Annotated in this window: 15 protein-coding genes and 1 pseudogene; 5 read left to right on the top strand and 11 right to left on the bottom strand. The window is 63.2% G+C overall.

From position 1 onward, the window contains the following. Positions 1–40: 40 nt before the first annotated feature. From PCA20602_RS13920 to PCA20602_RS13910, 3 genes and pseudogenes are all read right to left on the bottom strand, one after another. The gene (locus PCA20602_RS13920; RefSeq protein WP_150721738.1) at positions 41–1,927 is read right to left on the bottom strand and encodes a dipeptide ABC transporter ATP-binding protein; all 1,887 of its coding nucleotides are present in this window, start codon (positions 1,925–1,927) and stop codon (positions 41–43) included. A 100-nt stretch (positions 1,928–2,027) separates the two neighbouring features. Continuing rightward, positions 2,028–2,984, bottom strand: coding sequence for an isoaspartyl peptidase/L-asparaginase family protein (locus PCA20602_RS13915; RefSeq protein WP_069343451.1), 957 nt, complete (start codon positions 2,982–2,984; stop codon positions 2,028–2,030). 359 nt (positions 2,985–3,343) lie between these two features. Further along, a pseudogene (locus PCA20602_RS13910) lies at positions 3,344–4,297 on the bottom strand (MurR/RpiR family transcriptional regulator); the annotation flags it as partial. 471 nt (positions 4,298–4,768) lie between these two features. Between PCA20602_RS13910 and PCA20602_RS25645 the strand changes: the two are divergent. Next, positions 4,769–5,242 (top strand): hypothetical protein, encoded by a 474-nt coding sequence (locus PCA20602_RS25645; protein WP_174981117.1) that lies wholly within the window; start codon positions 4,769–4,771, stop codon positions 5,240–5,242. Here PCA20602_RS25645 and PCA20602_RS13900 read toward each other — a convergent pair. The 3 genes from PCA20602_RS13900 to PCA20602_RS13890 form a co-directional block, all read right to left on the bottom strand. Next, the gene (locus tag PCA20602_RS13900; protein WP_069343453.1) at positions 5,216–5,773 is read right to left on the bottom strand and encodes a YggT family protein; all 558 of its coding nucleotides are present in this window, start codon (positions 5,771–5,773) and stop codon (positions 5,216–5,218) included. The two genes, PCA20602_RS25645 and PCA20602_RS13900, sit on opposite strands and share 27 nt — an antisense overlap. A gap of 91 nt (positions 5,774–5,864) precedes the next feature. Further along, positions 5,865–7,118, bottom strand: coding sequence for an enoyl-CoA hydratase/isomerase family protein (locus PCA20602_RS13895; RefSeq protein WP_246182159.1), 1,254 nt, complete (start codon positions 7,116–7,118; stop codon positions 5,865–5,867). Between the two features lie 55 nt (positions 7,119–7,173). Further along, positions 7,174–8,307 carry an acyl-CoA dehydrogenase gene (locus PCA20602_RS13890; protein WP_150721736.1) on the bottom strand — a complete coding sequence of 378 codons (1,134 nt, stop codon included), beginning with the start codon at positions 8,305–8,307 and terminating at the stop codon, positions 7,174–7,176. A gap of 516 nt (positions 8,308–8,823) precedes the next feature. On the opposite strand from PCA20602_RS13890, the gene PCA20602_RS13885 reads away from it, so the two are divergent. The 3 genes from PCA20602_RS13885 (at position 8,824) to PCA20602_RS13875 (ending at position 12,501) form a co-directional block, all read left to right on the top strand. Then, complete coding sequence (locus PCA20602_RS13885) at positions 8,824–10,485, top strand: acyl-CoA synthetase (protein ID WP_150721735.1); 1,662 nt, start codon at positions 8,824–8,826, stop codon at positions 10,483–10,485. Positions 10,486–10,526: 41 nt separating this feature from the next. After that, positions 10,527–11,294: an SDR family NAD(P)-dependent oxidoreductase gene (locus PCA20602_RS13880; RefSeq protein WP_150721734.1), complete on the top strand. Its 768-nt coding sequence runs from the start codon at positions 10,527–10,529 to the stop codon at positions 11,292–11,294. A gap of 196 nt (positions 11,295–11,490) precedes the next feature. Then, complete coding sequence (locus tag PCA20602_RS13875; RefSeq protein WP_150721733.1) at positions 11,491–12,501, top strand: AraC family transcriptional regulator; 1,011 nt, start codon at positions 11,491–11,493, stop codon at positions 12,499–12,501. A gap of 59 nt (positions 12,502–12,560) precedes the next feature. Here PCA20602_RS13875 and PCA20602_RS13870 read toward each other — a convergent pair whose 3' ends face one another. The 3 genes from PCA20602_RS13870 to PCA20602_RS13860 all read right to left on the bottom strand — a co-directional run bounded on the left by PCA20602_RS13870 (position 12,561) and on the right by PCA20602_RS13860 (position 16,586). Next, on the bottom strand, positions 12,561–13,925 hold the full coding sequence (locus PCA20602_RS13870) for an MFS transporter (protein WP_150721732.1): 1,365 nt from the start codon (positions 13,923–13,925) through the stop codon (positions 12,561–12,563). Between the two features lie 106 nt (positions 13,926–14,031). Next, the gene (locus tag PCA20602_RS13865; RefSeq protein ID WP_174981114.1) at positions 14,032–15,132 is read right to left on the bottom strand and encodes a porin; all 1,101 of its coding nucleotides are present in this window, start codon (positions 15,130–15,132) and stop codon (positions 14,032–14,034) included. Positions 15,133–15,782: 650 nt separating this feature from the next. Further along, positions 15,783–16,586, bottom strand: coding sequence for an IclR family transcriptional regulator (locus tag PCA20602_RS13860; protein ID WP_150721730.1), 804 nt, complete (start codon positions 16,584–16,586; stop codon positions 15,783–15,785). Between the two features lie 783 nt (positions 16,587–17,369). Here PCA20602_RS13860 and PCA20602_RS25640 point away from each other — a divergent pair. After that, complete coding sequence (locus PCA20602_RS25640) at positions 17,370–17,765, top strand: transposase (RefSeq protein WP_069343458.1); 396 nt, start codon at positions 17,370–17,372, stop codon at positions 17,763–17,765. A 229-nt stretch (positions 17,766–17,994) separates the two neighbouring features. On the opposite strand, the gene PCA20602_RS13850 is transcribed toward PCA20602_RS25640, so the two are convergent. Together PCA20602_RS13850 and PCA20602_RS13845 are read right to left on the bottom strand one after the other, a co-directional pair. After that, the gene (locus tag PCA20602_RS13850) at positions 17,995–19,101 is read right to left on the bottom strand and encodes an NAD(P)/FAD-dependent oxidoreductase (protein ID WP_150721728.1); all 1,107 of its coding nucleotides are present in this window, start codon (positions 19,099–19,101) and stop codon (positions 17,995–17,997) included. A 174-nt stretch (positions 19,102–19,275) separates the two neighbouring features. Then, positions 19,276–20,211 carry an electron transfer flavoprotein subunit alpha/FixB family protein gene (locus PCA20602_RS13845; protein ID WP_150721895.1) on the bottom strand — a complete coding sequence of 312 codons (936 nt, stop codon included), beginning with the start codon at positions 20,209–20,211 and terminating at the stop codon, positions 19,276–19,278. Between the last annotated feature and the right edge of the window lie 6 nt (positions 20,212–20,217).

Here is a 20,217-nt window from a genome sequence, read left to right as displayed (position 1 = left end):
AATCCGGTGCCGGACGTGGCATCGACAGATCAATCGATCCTCAATAAGCGCCGGCCACGCGATGACGCGCCACGAAGTGCCCTGCGCCGACTTCCACGAGCGGCTGCACCTGCGGTTCGTCGCCGATCGCGCGGATCGGGCTCGGAATCTCTTCCGTCAACAACTCCCGCTTGGCATGACGACGCGCCGGATCGGCAATCGGCACCGCCGACATCAGCTTCTTCGTATAGGGATGCTGCGGGTTTTCGAAGATCGCGCGACGCGGGCCGACCTCAACGATCTGCCCGAGGAACATCACCGCCACACGGTGGCTGATACGCTCCACGACCGCCATGTCGTGCGAGATGAACAGGAACGCGATGCCGAACTCCTTTTGCAGATCGAGCATCAGGTTGATGATCTGCGCCTGCACGGAGACGTCGAGCGCCGAGACGGATTCGTCGGCGATCACGACCTTCGGCTTGAGCGCCAGTGCGCGGGCGATGGCGATGCGTTGACGCTGCCCGCCCGAGAACTCGTGCGGGTAGCGCTGCGCGTAGTCGGCCGGCAGGCCCACGCGTTCGAGCAGTTCGGCCACGCGCTTCTCGGCTTCCGCGCCACTCGCCACGCCGTGCACCAGCAGCGGCTCCATGATCGAGAAGCCCACAGTCAGACGCGGGTCGAGCGAGGCAAACGGGTCCTGGAAGATGAACTGGATATCGCGGCGCAGCGTCTGCAAGGCGCGACCGGCGAGATCGTGAATCGGCTTGCCGCCGAACTCGATGGAGCCACCCTGACTGGCGACCAGACGCAGCAGCGCACGACCGGTCGTCGACTTGCCGCAACCGGATTCGCCCACGAGGCCCAGCGTCTCACCGGGATAGAGATCGAAACTCACCCGCTCGACGGCGTGCACGCGCTGCTTCACACGGCCGAAGAAACCGGACGGCACGTCGAAGCGCGCGACGAGATCCTTCACTCGCAGGATCGGACCAGCCTCGGTCTTGACCGTCGGTTGCGGGGTTTCGGCGACGGGCTTGGCATCTGCCGGGGCGTCGTAACGCAACAGCGGGAAGCGCGCCGGCAGGTCGGTACCCTGCATCGAACCGAGACGGGGCACCGCCGAGAGCAGCGCCTGCGTGTAGCGTTCGCGCGGGGCAGCGAAAATTTCCGCCGAGCGGCCCTCTTCCACCTTGTCGCCGCGATGCATCACGAGCACGCGGTCGGCGACCTCGGCGACCACGCCCATGTCGTGCGTGATGAACACGACGCCCATGTGCATCTCGTCTTGTAACGCGCGAATCAATTGCAGGATCTGCGCCTGAATCGTCACGTCGAGCGCGGTAGTCGGCTCGTCGGCAATCAACAGACCCGGCTTGCAGGACAGCGCCATGGCGATCATCACGCGCTGACGCATGCCGCCCGAAAGCTGGTGCGGGAAACGCCCGAGTACGCGCTTCGCTTCGGGAATCCGCACGAGTTCGAGCATGCGCAGCGCCTCGGCGCGCGCTGCAGCGACATCCTTGCCCTGATGCAGACGGATGGACTCGGCAATCTGCTCGCCCACCGGGAAGACCGGGTTGAGCGAGGTCATCGGCTCCTGGAAGATCATCGCCATGTCCGCGCCACGAATGCTGCGCATGGTGCGGCCGCTGGCGCGCGTGAGGTCGACGAGCTTGCCGTTGCGGCGACGCATGACCATCGAGCCCTCGGTGATGCGCCCGCCGCCGTTCTCGACGAGACGCATGGCCGCGAGCGAGGTCACCGATTTGCCCGAGCCCGATTCGCCCACGATGGCGAGCGTCTCGCCACGGTCGACATGGAAGGACAGATCGCGCACGGCCGTGACCACGCGCTCGGACGTCGCGAACTGCACGGTAATGCCGCTCACGTCGAGCACGCGCTCGTCGGGCAACGAAATCGTAGGGGTTGTCTTACGCTCAGCCACGCCTGTCCTCGCTAATCTTCACTTGCTGAATCTGGTACTGGTGCACGGTGCCGGGTATGGCCTCGCGCCGTCTTGCCCGAGCATCCCGGGACGTTCGGTCTTACTCGTGAATGGCCGTCACCGGCGTTTCACCCACACGGGCCACGCCGCGATACATCCCTTCGGTATTGAACGGCAGCGCCACGTTGCCTTGCGCATCCACCGCGATCAGACCACCACGGCCATTCACTCGCGGCAGACGATCCTGAATGACACGCTCGGCGGCGTCTTTCAACGAAAGACCCGCGTAGGCCATCAATGCACCGACTTCGTAGCAGGCGACCGCACGAATGAAGGCTTCGCCCGTGCCCGTCGCGGAGACGGCGGCGGTCGCGTCGTTGGCATAGCAGCCCGCGCCGATGAGCGGCGAATCGCCCACGCGGCCGACGGCCTTGTTCGTCATCCCGCCCGTCGACGTGGCCGCAGCAATGTGGCCATGCATATCGCAAGCCACCGCGCCGACCGTGCCGAACTTCGTGTCCGGGTCGATGGGCTCTTTCTTGAGCGGCATGTCGTGATCGAGCGAGACGGCCGCGCTGGCGAGCGCACGCTGCAACTGGGCATAGCGCGCTTCGGTGAAGAAGTACTCGGGCTCGACCAGCTCGGCGCCGTTCGCCGCAGCGAACGCTTCCGCACCTTCGCCCACGAGCAGTACGTGGGGGCTGTGTTCGAGCACCGAACGCGCGGCCAGAATCGGGTTGCGCACGCGATGGACGCAAGCGATGGCACCCGCGTCGAGCGTAGTGCCGTTCATGATCGCGGCGTCGAGTTCGTGCGTGCCTTCGTGCGTGAACACGGCGCCACGACCGGCATTAAAGCGCGGGCAATCTTCGAGATGACGCACGGCTTCGGTCACGGCGTCGAGCGCGGAGCCGCCGGCGGCGAGCACGGCCTGTCCGGCGCGCAGCACGTCGGCCAATGCCTCGTGATACGCCTTGAGTTCTTCGGGCGACGTGTCGCGGCTGATCGTTCCGGCGCCGCCGTGAATGGCGATGACGGCACGTTGGGCATGACTCATGAGGCTTTGTCCTTTCTTTCGTTGCCGCCCGTCACCGCGCCGGACGAAGCGCCGGTGCTAACACTGGTGGCGGCGGTGGCCGAGGTGGCGGAACGACCGGCGTTGCGGGGTGCCGCCGGCGCGTTCGAATGATTCGGTAGATGCATGGGGCTCGCGGGGTTTGCGTGAGCCGAACCCGGCGTTCCCAGCGTGCTGGCGGTCGCCCCGACGATGGCGTCGGTCAGCGCGGTATCCAGCGGCTCGGGATGCGTTTTGTTGGCCGTTTTGGCCAGCGCCTGAGTCAGCGTCGCGCCCAGCGCGCCGGGCAGCGGGGTCGCGACGGCGGCGGTCTTGGTCGCGGCAGCGCTCGCGGTGTGCTGTGATGCTGCGGCACGCCGCATCACCGGTGTTGCGGCGCCTGCCGGTGCATTGGCGGGCGCATTCGGCAGTGTCAACGACGCAGAGTCGAGCCACGGCAGCAGGAAGTCGGTCAGTTCGGTCGCGCGATCTACGGCGTGTTTGGCGCGTTGCGCAACGGCATCGCAAATCGCATCGATCATGGCCAGCACACTCGCTTCGGAGTTGCTCGACAGGCGCGGTTTGCTCCGCACGAAGATCACGATATCGCCCAACGGCGCCAATGGCGACGTGGGGCTGTCGGTGAGCACCATCACGGATACGCCGCGACCGCGCAGGCGGCGGCACAGCGTCACGGTGTCGGACACGTAACGCGGGAAACCGAGGGCGATCACCAGATCCCCCTCGCGCAGCTTGAACAACTGACGTGCGGCATGCGTCGACCCGCCCGCCCCGACGACCGACTGCACGTTTTCGCAATACGGATCGAGGCCGTGGTGAAGCAGGCCCGCGAGGTAGCCACTCGCGCCGAGGCCGAGCACGTAGATGCGATGCGCCTGCAAGATCGACTCGACGGCACGCTCGCAGGTGCCGGCATCGAGCGCCCGACGTGTCCAGTCCAGATTCTCGATGGCCTGCGTCAGCGACGCCGCCATCACATCGGCACTAGCGCTTGCCTGCGCCTTGCTCGTGCGCAGGCTTTCGATCGGCGCGAGCGTCGCTTCGTAACCGCGCACCATCGCCGCGCGGCATTGCGGATAGCCATCGAAGCCCAGCGCGCGGGCAAACCGATTGACGGTCGCCAGCGAGACGCCGACCGCGTCGGCAAATTCGTCGATACGCATGGTGGCCGCGCGAAACGTGTTGTCGAGCACGAACGCCGCCATGCGCTGTTGCGCAGGCGTCAGTTCGGGCATGGCTCGCACGATGCGCTCGGTGAGCGGCAAGTCGGCGGGCAACGAGTCGGCGTCAGTCATGGATCGCAGTCATCCTTCGGAGTGAAGGAAAGTATATTTTCATCAGCACCCCGTCAAAAGAAAAAAAATAGTTCAAATGCTGCTGAGCGGTCTGCCATCGACATCGCATTTCCCTTACACACCCCGCAAACCCCGTCAAAACAAGGGGGTTCGGTCCCCGTCGTACGCAAAAAACGGGCATACTAGGGGAAACCCGAATGCACGAACTTGCCGGAGGCTTTGCGATCCGATGCTGAAGTACGGTGACATTGCCCCGGTGTTTTTTGTCCGGTCGGCGAAGTCATTGGATGTCATTGATCAGACAGGCAGCAGATTCACTGGACAGCCACGCGAGAGTGGCGGGACCGCCTGGGGAGGCTAGGTCGGAGGCGAGTCGTAACGTGCAGTAAATATGGCGTAGTCAGGGGCTTACATCTGCCCCTTACCCTGACGACGTCGACGTGAAAGCTATTCGCCTCAAGGAGCCTGACCATGCTGAGTCCGCATGAAATCGCCACGCTGTTGCTGGCGGCCGCCTCGCTTGGCCCCATCGATGCCGATGCCCTCGAACCGCCCGATCTCGCCGCACTGGAGCAAGCGCGTCTGGTGCATGTGGCGGTGGACGAGGGGCACACCAAAGTGAGCGTGACCGAAGACGGTCACCGAGTATTGCGTCGTCTGGGACTGGAACGTTCGGGCGGCGAGCGCGCGCAAGCGCCGCACCTGACGATCGCGCCAGCGCAACGCCCGCGGCTTGAGACCGTGCGAATGGAAGGTGGGCGTTCGGCGGCCGATGTGGCAGCGTCCGCCACTGGAAGTCGAACTGTCACTACGATGCAAATCGGCCGCGACGTGTCGCGGCCGATCGATATGCCGCAGGCAGCATCGCTGCCTGCGGATGCTTCGGGGATTCGCTCCCCGGAAACAACGTCAGCGCAATCAGAGCATCGCGAAGAAGAGGCTTAAGCGCGCGAGCACGATCAGCAGAATCTGCATCAGCAGGAACAGCCCCAACGGCGACAGGTCGAAGCCGCCCACCATCGGGATGACGCGGCGAATGGGGCGCAGCAGCGGATCGAGCAGGTGCTGAAGAATCGGCATTGCGGTGGCACGCGGATTCACCCACGACAGCACCGCCATGAGCAGCGTCAGCCACATCACCAGATTGGCGCCCCACTTGGCCACCAGCACCAGCGCCACCAGCAAGCCACGCGGGAACACCGTGACCGGCGACACCCCGACCACCGCAGTGATCAGCACCAGATAGAGAATGGCGGCCAGCCATGCGCCGATCACGCACGCCCAGTCGATGCCGCCCACGCCCGGCACAACGCGCCGCAACGGCAACACGATCCAGTTGGTGAACTGAAACACCCCTTGGGAGAGCGGATTTCGCGGGGGCAGCCGGGTCGCCTGCATCCACACACGCAATAACAACAAAGCGCCGAATAGCGAGAAAACAAGATCTAGCAGCAGGCGGGCGATTTCGACGAGCATCTGGACTCCAACGGATTGTGCGGTGCCCCGCAAGATCGGCATTGTCGCATGCGTTTGCCCGAGTTCAATCCCTGCGTGTCGTCTTGTTGGCTTATCTCCCGAGGTCCTCCAACGGATGCGCGCCTTGCGGCCATGGACTCACGAAGAAGGCATCGACCTGCGCCGCCGGCACGTCGGCGAGCGCGGCGTAGCGCCACCGGGGTTGCTTGTCCTTGTCGATCAGCAGTGCGCGAACGCCCTCGACGAAATCACCCGATGCGAACGCGTGATACCCCAACACCAACTCCATGCGAAAGGCATCGGCGAGGTCCAGACGTCGACCTGTCTGCAATTGCCGGTCAGTGACGCACAGACTGAGCGGCGAACGCTGCTTCAAGAACGCGAGTGTCTCGGCAGACCATGCATTGTCGGTATCACTTCCCAGTGATGCCACGATGCCCGGCACGTCCAATGCGCTGAAGTGTCTGTCCAGCGTGGCTCTGACACGGGAGAGCGGCGCGGCGTCGGTCCATGTGCGGCCCAGCGGCACGAGGGCGGCACGAAGCGATGCCAGCAGGTCGGCGGTGTTTTGCGTGTTGCCGCCGGCGATTCGCGTACCAGTATGAGGCATCGAGCGATCCACGCTGTCCGGCATGTCGTCCGGCCATTCGAAACGGTGCAACATCTCGCGCAACTGGGCCGGGGCATCGCCTTCGAGCCAGACGTCCGCAAGCCCGCAGTACAACGCGTCGGCGGCCGTGATCGTCACCCCGGACAGTCCAAGATACCGGGCGAGCGTGGGGGCCAGATGGCCAAGGAACCAACTGGCACCCACGTCAGGGAACAGGCCGATCCCGGTCTCAGGCATCGCCAACCGTGTCCGGTCAGTCACGATCCGCATCGCTGCGCCCTGTGCGATGCCCATGCCGCCGCCCATGACAATGCCGTCGAGCAGCGCGATATACGGCTTCGGATATCGGTGGATCAGGTAATCGAGCCGGTATTCGTCGATGAAGAACGCCTGATGGTGATTCGCGTTGCTTATCCGGCTTTCGTACAGAGCGCGCACATCGCCACCGGCGCAAAACGCCTTCTCCCCTGCCCCTTCGACCAGCACCGCACGCACGGCAGGATCGTCGGCCCACGCATTGAGTTGCTGCCACATCGCGCGCACCATGCCATGCGTAATGGCATTAAGCGCCTTGGGACGATTGAGCGTGATCACCCCGAATCCGTTGATCACGTCGAACAGGACTTCCCCTCCGGCGTCCTGGGCATCGCGTGCGTCGCGTGGGCTATGCCTGTCGTGCACGTCGTGCCTGTCGTGCGTTTCGCGTATATCGATACCGCTCTTTTGCAAGCTCACCCTTTCTCCTCCTGATCGCAACGATCGGCAGTCGTCAAACCGTGCGCCCGCGCCGTCAGTCCAGCGCGCGGGCAATGACTTGCCGCTGAATCTCGCTGGTGCCTTCGTAGATTTGCGTGATGCGCGCGTCGCGATAGTGACGCTCGACCGGGTAGTCTTCGAGGTAGCCATAGCCGCCATGGATCTGGATCGCGTGGGTACAGACCCACTCGGCCAGTTCGGAGGCAAAGAGCTTTGCCTGCGACGCTTCGGACAGGCACGGCAGCCCCTGTGTGCGAAGCGCTGCGGCGTGAAGGATCAGGAAGCGTGCCGCATTGATGCGCGTCGTCATGTCGGCCAGCATGTTCGCAATGCTCTGATGCTCCCGAATCGGTTTGCCGAACTGCTGACGCTCATTCGCATATTGCAGGGCGGCCTCGAACGCGGCCCGCGCCACACCGAGCGCGAGTGCCGCGATCCCGATGCGTCCACCCTCGAGATTGGACAGCGCAATCTTCAGCCCCTGCCCCGGCTCACCGAGCATGGCCTCGTCGCCGACCTCGCAATCGACAAGCGTGATCGGACAGGTGTCCGACGCGCGGATGCCGAGCTTGTGTTCGGGATGGCCGACTTCGAAACCCGGCGTGTCCGTCGGTACGATGAATGCTGAAATACCGCGCTTGCCCGCCGCAGGGTCCGTGACGGCGAAAACGATGGCCACGGCGGCACGCTTGCCGTTCGTCACGAACTGCTTGCTACCGTTGAGCACCCACTTGTCGCCGCGACGCTCCGCACGCGTTCGCAGGTTGTTGGCTTCCGACCCGGCCTGCGGCTCGGTCAGACAGAATGCGCCGATCTTCTTGCCGGCCGCCAGATCGGGCAACCAGCGCTCACGCTGTGCGTCCGTACCGAATTTCAGAATCGGCGCACACCCGACCGAGTTATGAACGGACATCATTGTCGCCGTCGAGGCACAGCCCGCCGCAATCTCCTCCATCGCGAGCGCGTACGCCGTGTAGTCGGTGTAGGACCCGCCGTATTGCTCAGGCACCATCATGCCGAGCAGGCCGAGGTCCCCCATCTGCGCGACCATCGCGTCGGGCAGCGCGCACTCGCGATCCCATTGCGCAGCGTTCGGCGCCAACTGCTCGGAGGAAAACGCACGCGCCATGTCGCGGATCATGCGTTGGTCTTCGGTATAGAAATCCATATCTGTCTCCTGCGTCGTTATCTCGTCGACCCCAATCTCGTCGAACCCGATCGGACACGGTAGGAATGCTCCGGCGAGCGTCGCCGACATCTGTGCCTGTCGATGCATCCAGTGTAGGGATCGCAGCGCGTTGGCACCATAGCCAAAAACGGCAAATTGGATGAGCGGAATTGCCATCGGAATCGTCTGTATTCGGATCAGGACAAACCCTTGCTGGTGCGGGCTGCGCCGCTCACCCGACATCCAACAACGTGCCCGAACACTCTGCTGCACCGCGAAATACCCTGTCTGCGGAGTGGATAAATCCCTCACGAACTCTGAACCGTTTGGACATTGCCTGCCGCCGCCCCCCCGCATTAGGATGATTTTCGCCCTTGCCCATGAGCGCCGCGTCCGAGGTTCCTTATAGACGGCGCCAGGGAGCGGCCGACATCGCGCGCCGAGTGCCCAATGCCTTTCAAGGTCTTTGCATCTTAGGCGCGCCGTCGGCCGGCATCCGACTACAGGAGACAACCCATGACTGCGGATTACGCCCAAGCCTACGAGACGTTCGACCTCGACGCCACGGTACGTGCCACGCTCGACGGCAACCTCGACGCGATGAATGCCTGCATCGAGTGCTGCGACCGTCATGCGCTTCCCGGGCGCATCGCCCTCTTCTGGGAGGGAAAAGACGGCACGAGCCAGACCTGGACATTCAAGCACTTGCAGGCGCTTTCCGCCCGTTTTGCCAACTTCCTGCGCGAACAGGGCGTGCAACCGGGCGACCGCGTGAGCGGCCTGCTGCCACGCACCCCGGAGTTGCTGATCACGATTCTCGGCACGTGGCGGGCAGGCGCGGTTTATCAGCCGCTCTTCACCGCGTTCGGCCCGAAGGCCATCGAGCATCGTCTGCAAAGTGCCCAGAGCAAGTTCGTGATAACCGACGCCACGAACCGCAGCAAGCTCGACGAAGTGGAGCACTGCCCGCCGGTCGTGACCGTCAGCGGGCCGCGCGGTGAAGGCGTACGCCGCAGCGACTTCAGCTTCTGGCATGAGGTCGAACAGCACGGTGCCGAGTTCGCGCCGGTCATGCGCCGTGCCGACGACCCGTTCCTGATGATGTTCACGTCGGGCACGACGGGCGCGGCCAAGCCGGTCGCGGTACCGCTGCGCGCCATCATGGCGTTCGTGGGCTACATGCGCGATGCGGTCGATCTGCGGCCGACCGATACGTTCTGGAACATCGCCGACCCGGGCTGGGCTTACGGCTTGTATTACGCGGTCACCGGGCCGCTCGCGATGGGCATTCCCACCACGTTCTACGACGGCCCGTTCAACGTCGAAAGCACCTATCGCGTCATCAAGAAGCTCGGGATCACCAATCTGGCCGGATCGCCCACCGCGTTCCGTCTGCTGATCGCCGGTGGCGACAAGGCTGCCGCCCCCGTCAAAGGACAGTTGCGCGCCGTTTCCAGCGCAGGTGAGCCGCTCAACCCGGAAGTCATTCGCTGGTTTGCCGAGCACCTCGACGTGACCATCCATGACCATTACGGTCAGACGGAACTCGGCATGGTCGTATGCAATCACCATGCGCTCGGCCATCCGATCCAGGCCGGTGCGGCGGGTTTTGCGTCGCCGGGTCATCGCGTCGTGGTGCTCGACGACGACGGTCGCGAGTGCGCCGTCGGCGAGCCCGGCGTGCTTGCGCTCGATCGTACCCAGTCGCCGCTCATGTGGTTCGGCGGCTACTGGGAACGCGAGACGCCTGCATTCGTGGGGAATTACTACCTTTCCGGCGACACGGTCGAGCGCAACGCCGACGGCAGCATCAGCTTCGTCGGCCGCAATGACGACGTGATCACGTCGTCGGGCTACCGCATCGGACCGTTTGACGTCGAGAGTGCCTTGATCGAGCATCCGGCCGTGATCGAAACCGCCGTGATCGGCAAGCCGGACCCGGAGCGTACGGAAATCGTCAAGGCGTTCGTCGTGTTGCACGCACAGTTCGCGGCATCGGACGCCCTCGCTCGCCAATTGCAGGAGCACGTTCGTCATCGACTTTCCACGCACGCGTATCCACGCGAAATCGAATTCGTGACCGAATTACCCAAGACACCGAGCGGCAAGCTTCAGCGCTTCATCCTGCGTAATCAGGAAATCGCCAAAGCGGCGCCCGCACCGGCGATCGCCGCCTGAGCACGCCCTCACTTTTATCGCCTTTTCAGGACACGCCACTCATGCAAATCAAGGATCGCGTCTTTCTCGTCACCGGCGCGTCGTCGGGTCTCGGTGCCGCCACGGCACGCATGCTCGTCGACGCCGGCGCCCGGGTCGTGCTCGGCGACATCAACGCCGAAGCCGGGGCCGCGCAGGCCGATGCCCTGGGGGATGCCACGCGCTTCGTCGCTACCGACATCACACGCGAAGACGACGTACAGCGTCTCGTCGACACGGCCGGGAGCGCCTTCGGCGGACTCAATGGCGTCGTCAATTGCGCAGGGCTTGTCATTGGGGAACGGATTCTCGGCAAGCAGGGGCCGCATCGCCTCGAGAGCTTCGCACGCATCGTCAACGTCAATCTGATCGGCACATTCAACGTGCTGCGCATTGCGGCATCGGCGATGGCAGAAGGCACAGCCGACGCCGAAGGCGAGCGCGGCGTGATCGTGAACACGGCGTCAGTCGCCGCGTTCGACGGGCAGATCGGGCAGGCGGCCTACGCCGCGTCGAAAGGCGGCGTTGCGGCACTGACGCTGCCTGCCGCGCGCGAGCTGGCACGTGTGGGCGTGCGCGTCGTGACCATTGCCCCGGGCATCTTCGAGACCCCGATGATGGCCGGCATGACGCCGGAAGTTCAGGCCGCGCTGGGGGCGTCGGTGCCGTTCCCGCCGCGTCTCGGACGCCCGTCCGAATATGCGGCGCTGGTGCGTCATATCGTCGAGAACACCATGATCAACGGCGAAGTCATTCGCCTCGACGGCGCGCTACGCATGGCGCCAAAGTAAAACTTTGCCGGTATCGACCGGCAACGAAACCTTCACTGCGAACGACGTCGCCACACCGCGCAGAGCGACGTCATCCGCGAGTTCGGAATACGCCGATCCGCTTTTCGGACGGCACCGGAAGCGCCATCAGGGCCCGCACTGCTAGAATTCCTGCGTCCCCCTGCTACGGCTTTACACCGGTTCCGATTCGCGACGCATGGAAAAAGGCAGCATTTCGATACATTTCGTGATTAACGCATTGGCGCACGTCGAACGACTCGGCGGCGATCCGACGGCATTACTGCGGGCCGCCGACATTGCGCCTTCGCTGTTGACGCACCCGCAAGGCCGCGTGTCGGCCGATCGATATGCGCATCTGTGGCGGCTCATCAGCCTCGCGCTGGACGACGAGTTCTTCGGTCAGGATTCGCGTCGCATGAAAGTGGGCAGCTTTGCGATGCTCTGCCACAGCGTCGTCGCGTGCCGCACGCTGGAGCAGGCATTGCAGCGCGCCTCGCGTTTCTTCGGCCTGCTGCTCGACGATCTGGTGATGCATCTGGTGCGCGATGGCGCCCTCGCGCGGCTGGAAGTCCATGAGCGCGCAGACCCACAAGCCCCGCGCATCTTCGGTCATGAAACGCTACTGATCCTGTTCTATGCGCTCACTTGCTGGCTGATCGCGCGACGCGTCACGCTGAGCACGGCGTACTTCGCGTTCGAGGAACCGGTGTATAGCGACGAGTACCGCACGATGTATTCGGCACGGCTGGTCTTCAATGCCGATCGCACCGCCATCGAATTCGACGCGGCGTGTCTTGATTTGCCTGTCGTGCAGAACGAAGTCAGCGTGAAAGACTTCCTGCGCGCCGCGCCCGGCAACATCATCCTCAAGTACAAGAACACAAAGGGGATGGTGGCACGCGTGCGTCGACGTCTGAAGACCATGCCGACGGATAGCTGGCCGGCGTTCGAAACGCTGGCGGGTGAATTCAACACCACGCCGTCGACGTTGCGTCGGCGGCTTGAAGATGAGGGCCAATCGTATCAGTCGATCAAGGACCAGTTGCGACGCGATCTCGCCATTCACGCGCTATGCCACACGTCGAAGCCGATGCTGGAAATCGCCCTGTCGTTGGGATTTGCGGACCCCAGCGCCTTCTTCCGTGCATTCAGGAAATGGACGGGAGCACGGCCCGGCGATTACCGGCGTCAGGCCGCGGAAGCCTGACACCGGTCTCGCGGCAATCGTTGCGCGGCGGTCCTTCGACTGCGACCCGCCGCTGCAACTCAGGCCGTCCGCGCTTTGGCACCGACGGCGCTGCGCTCGTCATCGTCGTCATCGAGTTCGATACGTTTGACTTCGCCGAGCAGTAACAGATAGCACAGCACGCCGGCAATCGCGAAGAGGCTGATGAGGCCGAGCGCCCAACCGAACGAGCCCGTCGCTTTCACGATGAAGCCGATCGCGATGGGCGTGATGATGCCCGAGAGATTGCCGGCGAAGTTCACCGCGCCCCCTGTGATCCCGACCATTCCTTTGGGCGCGATGTCCGCGACGAGCGACCACGACGCCGACGCCACGCCTTGTGCGAAGAAGGCGAACGACATGATGGCGATGACGAGCCAGTTGGCATCGGTGAGCACGGTAAGCGACATCGTCGGCACGAGCAGCAGGCCGGTGACGATCGGCGTCTTGCGCGCCGTGCCGACCGCGACACCTCGGCGCAGTAGCCAGTCCGAGAGCAAACCGCCGCAGACAACCCCGATGGAGGCGGCCACGAACGGCACCGACGTCATGCCACCCGCCTTGAGCACCGTCATGTGACGCTCGGTGATCAGGTAGGTCGGGAACCACGTCAGGAAAAAGTAAAGCGACGACAGCGAGGCGAACTTACCCACACAGATCGCGATGATCTGACGATTGCGGAACAGCGCCAGCAGCTTGCGCCACGGAAACTTTTGTGACGTCGCCAGTGCTTGCGGCTTCGCTTCCACGAGCGCTCCGCCGCTGCGAATATGGTCAAGCTCGGCAGCGTTCACCCACCGGCATTTATCGGGATCGCGATACCCCGCGAACCACACGCCGGCCCAGACGATGCCAAGCAAGCCCGTCGCATAGAAAATCTCGCGCCAGCCCCAGGTATGGGCAATCCAGAACAGTACCGGTGTGAGCGCGGCCATACCGATGTACTGACCGACGAGATAGACGCTGGTCGCGACACCTCGCTCACGCTGCGCGAACCAGATCGAGACGACCCGGTTATTCACCGGAAACGTCGGCGCTTCGGCCACGCCCACGCCGAGTCGCATACCGAAGAGCGTGGCAAAGCGTGAAGTGAAGCCCTGCATGAAGGTAAGCACCGACCAACTGAGAATGGCCACGCCATAGATGGCACGCGTGCCGAAGCGGTCGATCACCCAGCCGCCGGGGATGTTCGCGATCACATACGTCCACGCGTATGCAGAAAAAATGAAGCCCAGCTCGACAGGGCCGAGACCGAACTCCTGCTTGAGCATCGGCGCCGCGACCGAGAGATTGGCGCGGTCCACATAATTAATGACCGTACCGACGAAGACCAGAAAAAGCATCCAGTAGCGCACCCGCGACGGGCGCTGCGGGGACGAAGACGACGGGGGCAGAGGAACTGACATATTGCATCTCGTAATGTGCGGTGGCGCCTCGGGGTCACCACCGGAAACCGGCCATCACCGACATCGACGGGGCCATCTGTGACATTGGCGCCCGTGGGTTGGCGACTTAAAAGCTGTGATACATCCCAACGCGCAGCAACATCTGGTCGTGATTGCTCGACGCACCGATCGGATACGACGCGGCATGGTTGTTACCCGTTGCGGCGATATAGGTCACTTGTGCCTGCAATTGCGTACGTTTCGAGAACGAATACAGGTCCCCCGCTTCGATCTGGTTGTAGTGCGTGTGATTGAACGACGAATACGAATAGCCGAGCGTGAGCGCGTTCGCCTCCGTCACGCGGTACTCCGTGCCGACGTCGTAGTTGAACATGTTGCCCGAGCCGCCGGGTGCGCGGACTTCGCTGCGGGTGTAGAGCGCGTGCACGTTCCAGCGCGACGAGAGACGATACGAAGCGCCGATACCGGTGTTGTTCACGGCATCCGACTGGAAAAGCTTCGTTGCGGAAAGGGCTGACTGACCGAACAACGACGAAATGCCGAGACGCGAAGAAAAATCGAACGTCCGCTTGTTGATGCCTACGTAAGTGGCGGCGACCGACAGCGGTCCGTTGTCGTACCTCAGGTAGCCACCGACCGTGCGGCCCTGCGCGTTCCCGCCCGCGAAGCCGTACATCAGGCCACCGGTCAGACCATGAAAACTCGTGCTGTTCCACTTCACGGCATTATCGATCTGCGACGAATTCGCCAGATTGTCGAGGTTGCCCGGGTGATAGGCATACAGATTGTGTTGCCAGAAGCCGTTCGAATAGCGAATCGAGACATCCTGCATGAAGTCTGTCTGGTGACCGATCGACACCGTGCCGAATCGATCGCTCGCCAGCCCGACCCAGGCCTGACGATTCCACTCCACGCCGCTATTGATCAGCGCGCCGGAGCTGGTATTGAAACCTTGTTCCAGTTGAAAGACGGCGGCGAGGCCGCCACCGAGGTCCTCGCGCCCCTTAAGACCAAAGCGGTCAGGCTGCCCGATGCCCGCGTCCATCTTGAACAGGCGGCCACCGCCCTGATTGCTCACATAAGTGAGGCCGTCGTCGACCGTCCCGTAAATCTGCAACGAATTGCCTGCGGCATGTGCTGCGCCAGCGCATGCGAGACCTGCCAGACCGACCGTAAGGCCAGTGGCGCGTTTACTGCGTCTCTTCACCATCCACTCCTGTTATGCGCGCTGATGCTTCGGGGCTATGTTGCCCCCTTTTGCCGGCACGGTCGGTGTCCAACATGACGTCCCGGCCGAAGCATCATTATTGTCTTACATATGAAACAATGATTAATAGGTAAGACAATTATGGCGACGCGATTTCAGTGAGACAAGCAGAAAATAAGTAAATGCTTATTGATGTTGCGCAGATGCTAATGACAAAGGTGTCGCGCGTCTGCGAAAAAAATTGAGGGCGCGTTCGATCCCCGAGGTCGACGGCATTCGTTAACAGACGAGTGGCATGGCGACACACCGGAACCGAGTGACGAAGCAAGCGACAGCCGATTCATGGAGAAGCGGCCGGGCATATGAGTGGCGGCGATAGCCGGCCCCCTGACGCAGCGACTTAAAGGTAGTGGAGCGGAGTCAGGGGGCCGGGTATCGGCGCTGCCCGGAAGTAAAGAGAGAACAGCGGGCGGCGCACACCGATGGTTCAACTGGGGGAAACACGAGTGGCGGCGATAGCCGGCCCCTGACGTAGCGACTTAAAGGTAGTGGAGCGGAGTCAGGGGCCGGGTATCGGCGCTGCCCGGAGGCAAAGAAAGGACAGCGAGGGTATAAGACCGCAGGGTTAAAAATCAGCAGACCACAAAAGCTCAGCCCAAAACCCCAACCCGCTCAGCCCGATAGTTGAGCTTATGGGAAAGCTCATCGGCAGCAGATACCACTTTCTCGACGATCCCGTTCTCGAGCAGATCGGCTTCCACGCGCGCTTGCGGAATCGTCACGCTGATGACGGCGGCGATCTGGCCACGATGATTGCGCACCGGGGCGGCAATCGTCGAAATGTTTTGTTCGAAGAAGGCCTGGCTCATGCTGTAGCCACGGGCGATGTCCTCTTGCACCACGCGGTGCAGCGCGTCCACCGTCGTCGGCGTATGTGCAGTGAACGCTTCGAGCTTACGTTCCGGATAAAGCTGTTTGAGCGAAGGCAGCGAATAGTCGCCGAGCAGGATATGACCCACGGCAGTCGCATGAGCGGGCAGACGCGTACCCACACGCACCGTGCCGAACACCAGCTCGCGGCTAGCCGCCTTGGCGACGAAAACCGCATCGCGCTGATCGAGAATCAGAATATGGCTCGAAAAACCCGTCGCATCGCGCAGCTTCTCGATCACCGGCGTGCCGAGATCCGTGAGTTCGAGCGAGTTCAGATATTCGAAACCGAGGCGCAGCACCGCCACACCGAGCCGATAGTGACGATCATCGCCCGCCTTCTCGATGAAGCCTTCCGCCTCAAGCGTTTGCAGCAAGCGAAAAACCGTCGAGCGCGGAATGTCCAGACGCCGCGCCAGGTCCGCCCCGGCCAGCACCGGCTCGCGCGCCGAGAACGTCATGAGAATGCGCAGGCCGCGCTCAAGGCCCGGAACCGAGTATTTGTTATCGCTGTCGTTGCTCATGCCGTTTGCGCACAATGGCGCCGACCGGTGTGCGGCGGGTCCGCGCAGCCGATAGACGATATTCATGGAAGGCGCACATTATAGGCTACGGTCCCGCTACCCGACCATGACGGAAGACCATGACTCGACCGGGCCACTTCACCGAAAAAACTTTCTCACCACGCGAGAGCCGGTTGCGCCGATGTCAATGTTCGGTTGCGACAGGTTGCGCCCATTCTCGCGACACAGTGCCCTATCGGAGCGCAGGCTGGCACTCATCTTGGGCAGGCGGCCTGACAATTCGCGCCGTTCCGACGCCCTTCGCCTTCGGCGCCCCCCATGCACCGCAATGGGGGTAATTCCGAAGCGCGTCGACCCCCGCTTTTTGTCATCATTGCGCCTGCAAGCTTGACAAGCTGGCGCATGTGGAGCGAGACACCCTGGCCGGGGCCGAGAACAATAAACGATCCGGACTGGCCAAAAGGCACGTATTCCTTTTCTCCTGACGCTTTTGCGATTGCCTATCCCAATAGCCACTCAGGAGCTGCGCCCACCTGCCAAGTGGGCGTTTTTTTGCTGGTCAAACGCTCCCTTCGCAGTGTGGTTCGACCCGCCCGCGGTGTTCTTCACGAGAGAACCCGATGCCCTGGCATGCTTGTTGCTTGTATTTCCAGCATCGGGGATCGACGCCGCCTTGGCCGAGTTTTGACGATAAGTCCGCACCAGATTGCACCGGTACGGACCAGATCGCGAAGCCCGGACTCGCCCCCTGCGGCGCCTCCGTTTGTTTTGGGTCGAGGTGTTATGTTTAATGAACTGAGCGACGTTGAATGGCACGCCCTGCGTGATCTGATTTGCGACCGACCGGTCCGTACGGAACGACGCGGACGCCCTCAAGTCGAGCAGCGCACGCTGACCAATGCTGTCTTGTGGGTGCTGTTCACTGGCGAGAGCTGGTCCAAGCTGCCCATGCAGTACCCCTCCGTGCCGACCTGCCGTCGCAAACTGAACGAATGGCGCGAATCGGGCATGCTCGATACGATCCTGAAACGCCTGCAACAATCGGGCCGCGATATCAGCGCCTGTGCAGGTCAAATCAGCAAGCCGGCCCGCAGCACGCCGTGCGGCGATACCGATCGCCTGCGTGGTGTGTTCTGGACGAATCCGGCTTCGTGGAAGCCGCCGGTTGCCATGCGCTGATAGCAGGTGTGCTGACCCGCACACCGGCTCACGCAAGTCTACCGATGCATGGATTCCGGTCGACAGGAAGGCTGCGCAATGCTCGCAGCACCGTCGTCAAGGAATCACGGGGTTAGCCAGATAAGCAGTCAAAGCAGTCTGCAAGTCGTCGACAGACGATATCTAGGCGAGATGTGGCCGGGCGGTCCATCTCGCGAATTGTGCCTCGCGACATGCCCGATGTGTCGCGTCAGGCAAGTGCTGCGCGTACCGCTTCGGCAATGGCCAACGATGCCGTAAGACCCGGCGACTCGATGCCGAACAGGTTTACGAGTCCCGCCACGCCATGCACGGCAGGCCCGTCGATACGAAAATCCGCTGCCGGCTCGCCCGGTCCGCTGATCTTCGGACGAATCCCCGCATAGCCCGGTTGCAATGCGCCGTCCGCCAACGTCGGCCAATAGCGGCGCACCGCCTCGTAAAAGCCATCGCCATCCGACGGATTCACCGTGTAGTCGATATCGTCGACCCATTCGACGTTCGGCCCGAAACGCGCCTGCCCACCCAGATCCAGCGTCAGATGCACGCCCAGCCCGCCCGGCTCCGGCACGGGATAGATCAGATGCGTGAACGGCGCCCGCTGCGCACAGGTGAAGTAACTGCCCTTGGCGTAATAGCGCTGTGGAATGTGTTCGGACGGCAGCCCCTCGAATCGCCGCGCAATGTCCACCGCGTGGAGCCCTGCGCTGTTGATGACGGTTGCCGCAAGCAACGTCGACGTGACGCCATCGGTTTCAACGTCCAGTTCGATGCCGTCCAGGCCGCCCACGCGGGCACAGGTGACACGAGCGTCGAAGGCCAGCATTGTGCCGGCGTTCTCGGCGTCACCCTGCAACGCCAGCATGAAACCGTGACTGTCGACAATGCCCGTTGACGGTGAGAGCAATGCACCAAATGCGTGCAATTCAGGTTCGAGTTGCGCCACTTCCCCGGCGCTGAGCCAGCGAAGATCGTCGACGCCGCTCGCGCGTGCGTTGGCGGCAATGACCTCCAGTTCGCCGACCTGATGATCGGTCGTCGCCACGATCAGCTTGCCGCATCGCCGATGCTCCACGCCGTGCGACGCACAGAACTCGTACAGCCGGTGCTTGCCCTCGACGCACAGCGTCGCCTTGCGCGAGCCAGGCGGATAGTAGATGCCGCCGTGAATGACTTCGCTGTTGCGCGAACTCGTGCCGGTGCCGATGGCGCGCCCGGACTCCAGGACGACGACCTCGCGTCCGGCCTGGGCCATCGCACGCGCGACGGCCAATCCCACCACGCCCGCGCCGATCACGACGCAATCGACTTTGTCCATCGCTGTTCCCTGTTTGCCGTTCGAGAATGCCCGATTCGTATGTGGACGAGAAGGGTGCGAATCGACCGCCAGTCGATGACAGACTGGCGGAGGTTCTGCGACTGATGCCAGCCGAAAGACCGGACAACGGGATCGACACCCGTTGCCCGGACTTCCAGGCGGACGTCTGGACGCTTACAGCGCGCCCGTGAGTTCCGGCACGACGGTGAACAGATCACCCACCAGACCGTAATCGGCCACCGAGAAGATCGGTGCTTCCGGATCCTTGTTGATCGCCACGATCACCTTCGAATCCTTCATCCCGGCCAGGTGCTGGATTGCGCCCGAGATGCCCACCGCCACGTACAACTGCGGCGCCACGATCTTGCCCGTCTGACCCACCTGATAGTCGTTGGGCACGTAGCCCGCGTCCACCGCGGCGCGCGAAGCGCCCAGCGCGGCACCCAGCTTGTCCGCCAGCGGCTCCAGCACCTTCGTGTAGTTCTCACCGCTGCCCAGCCCGCGACCGCCCGAGACGATGATCTTCGCCGAGGTCAGTTCCGGACGGTCCAGCTTCGTCACTTCACGGCCCACGAACTGCGACAGACCCGCGTCCGGCGTGGCCGCAACAGCTTCCACCGCTGCGCTGCCGCCCGTGGCCGCCGCCGGGTCGAAGCCCGTCGAGCGCACCGTGATCACCTTCACCTTGTCCGCGCTTTGCACCGTCGCAATCGCGTTACCCGCGTAGATCGGGCGCTCGAACGTGTCGGCGCCGTCGACCTTCGTGATGTCCGAGATCTGCGCCACGTCCAGCAGCGCGGCCACGCGCGGGGCGATGTTCTTGCCGTATGCCGTCGCGTTGGCCAGGATGTGCGTGTAGCCGCCTGCGAGCGACACCACCTCGTCAGCGATGTTCTCGGCCAGACCGTCGCCGAAATACGGCGCATCCGCCAGCAGCACCTTCTTCACGCCCGCGATCTGCGCAGCCGCGTCGGCCGCCGCCTTCGCGTTGTTGCCCGCGACCAGCACGTGCACGTCGTCGCCGCATTGCAGCGCCGCCGCTACCGTGTTCAGCGTGGCCGATTTGATTGATTGATTGTCGTGTTCTGCCACAACCAAAACTTTCGCCAGATTGCT

Origin of the sequence: Pandoraea capi (assembly GCF_902459735.1) — a bacterium.
Lineage (GTDB): Bacteria > Pseudomonadota > Gammaproteobacteria > Burkholderiales > Burkholderiaceae > Pandoraea > Pandoraea capi.
This window is presented reverse-complemented; position numbering and strand designations above follow the sequence as displayed.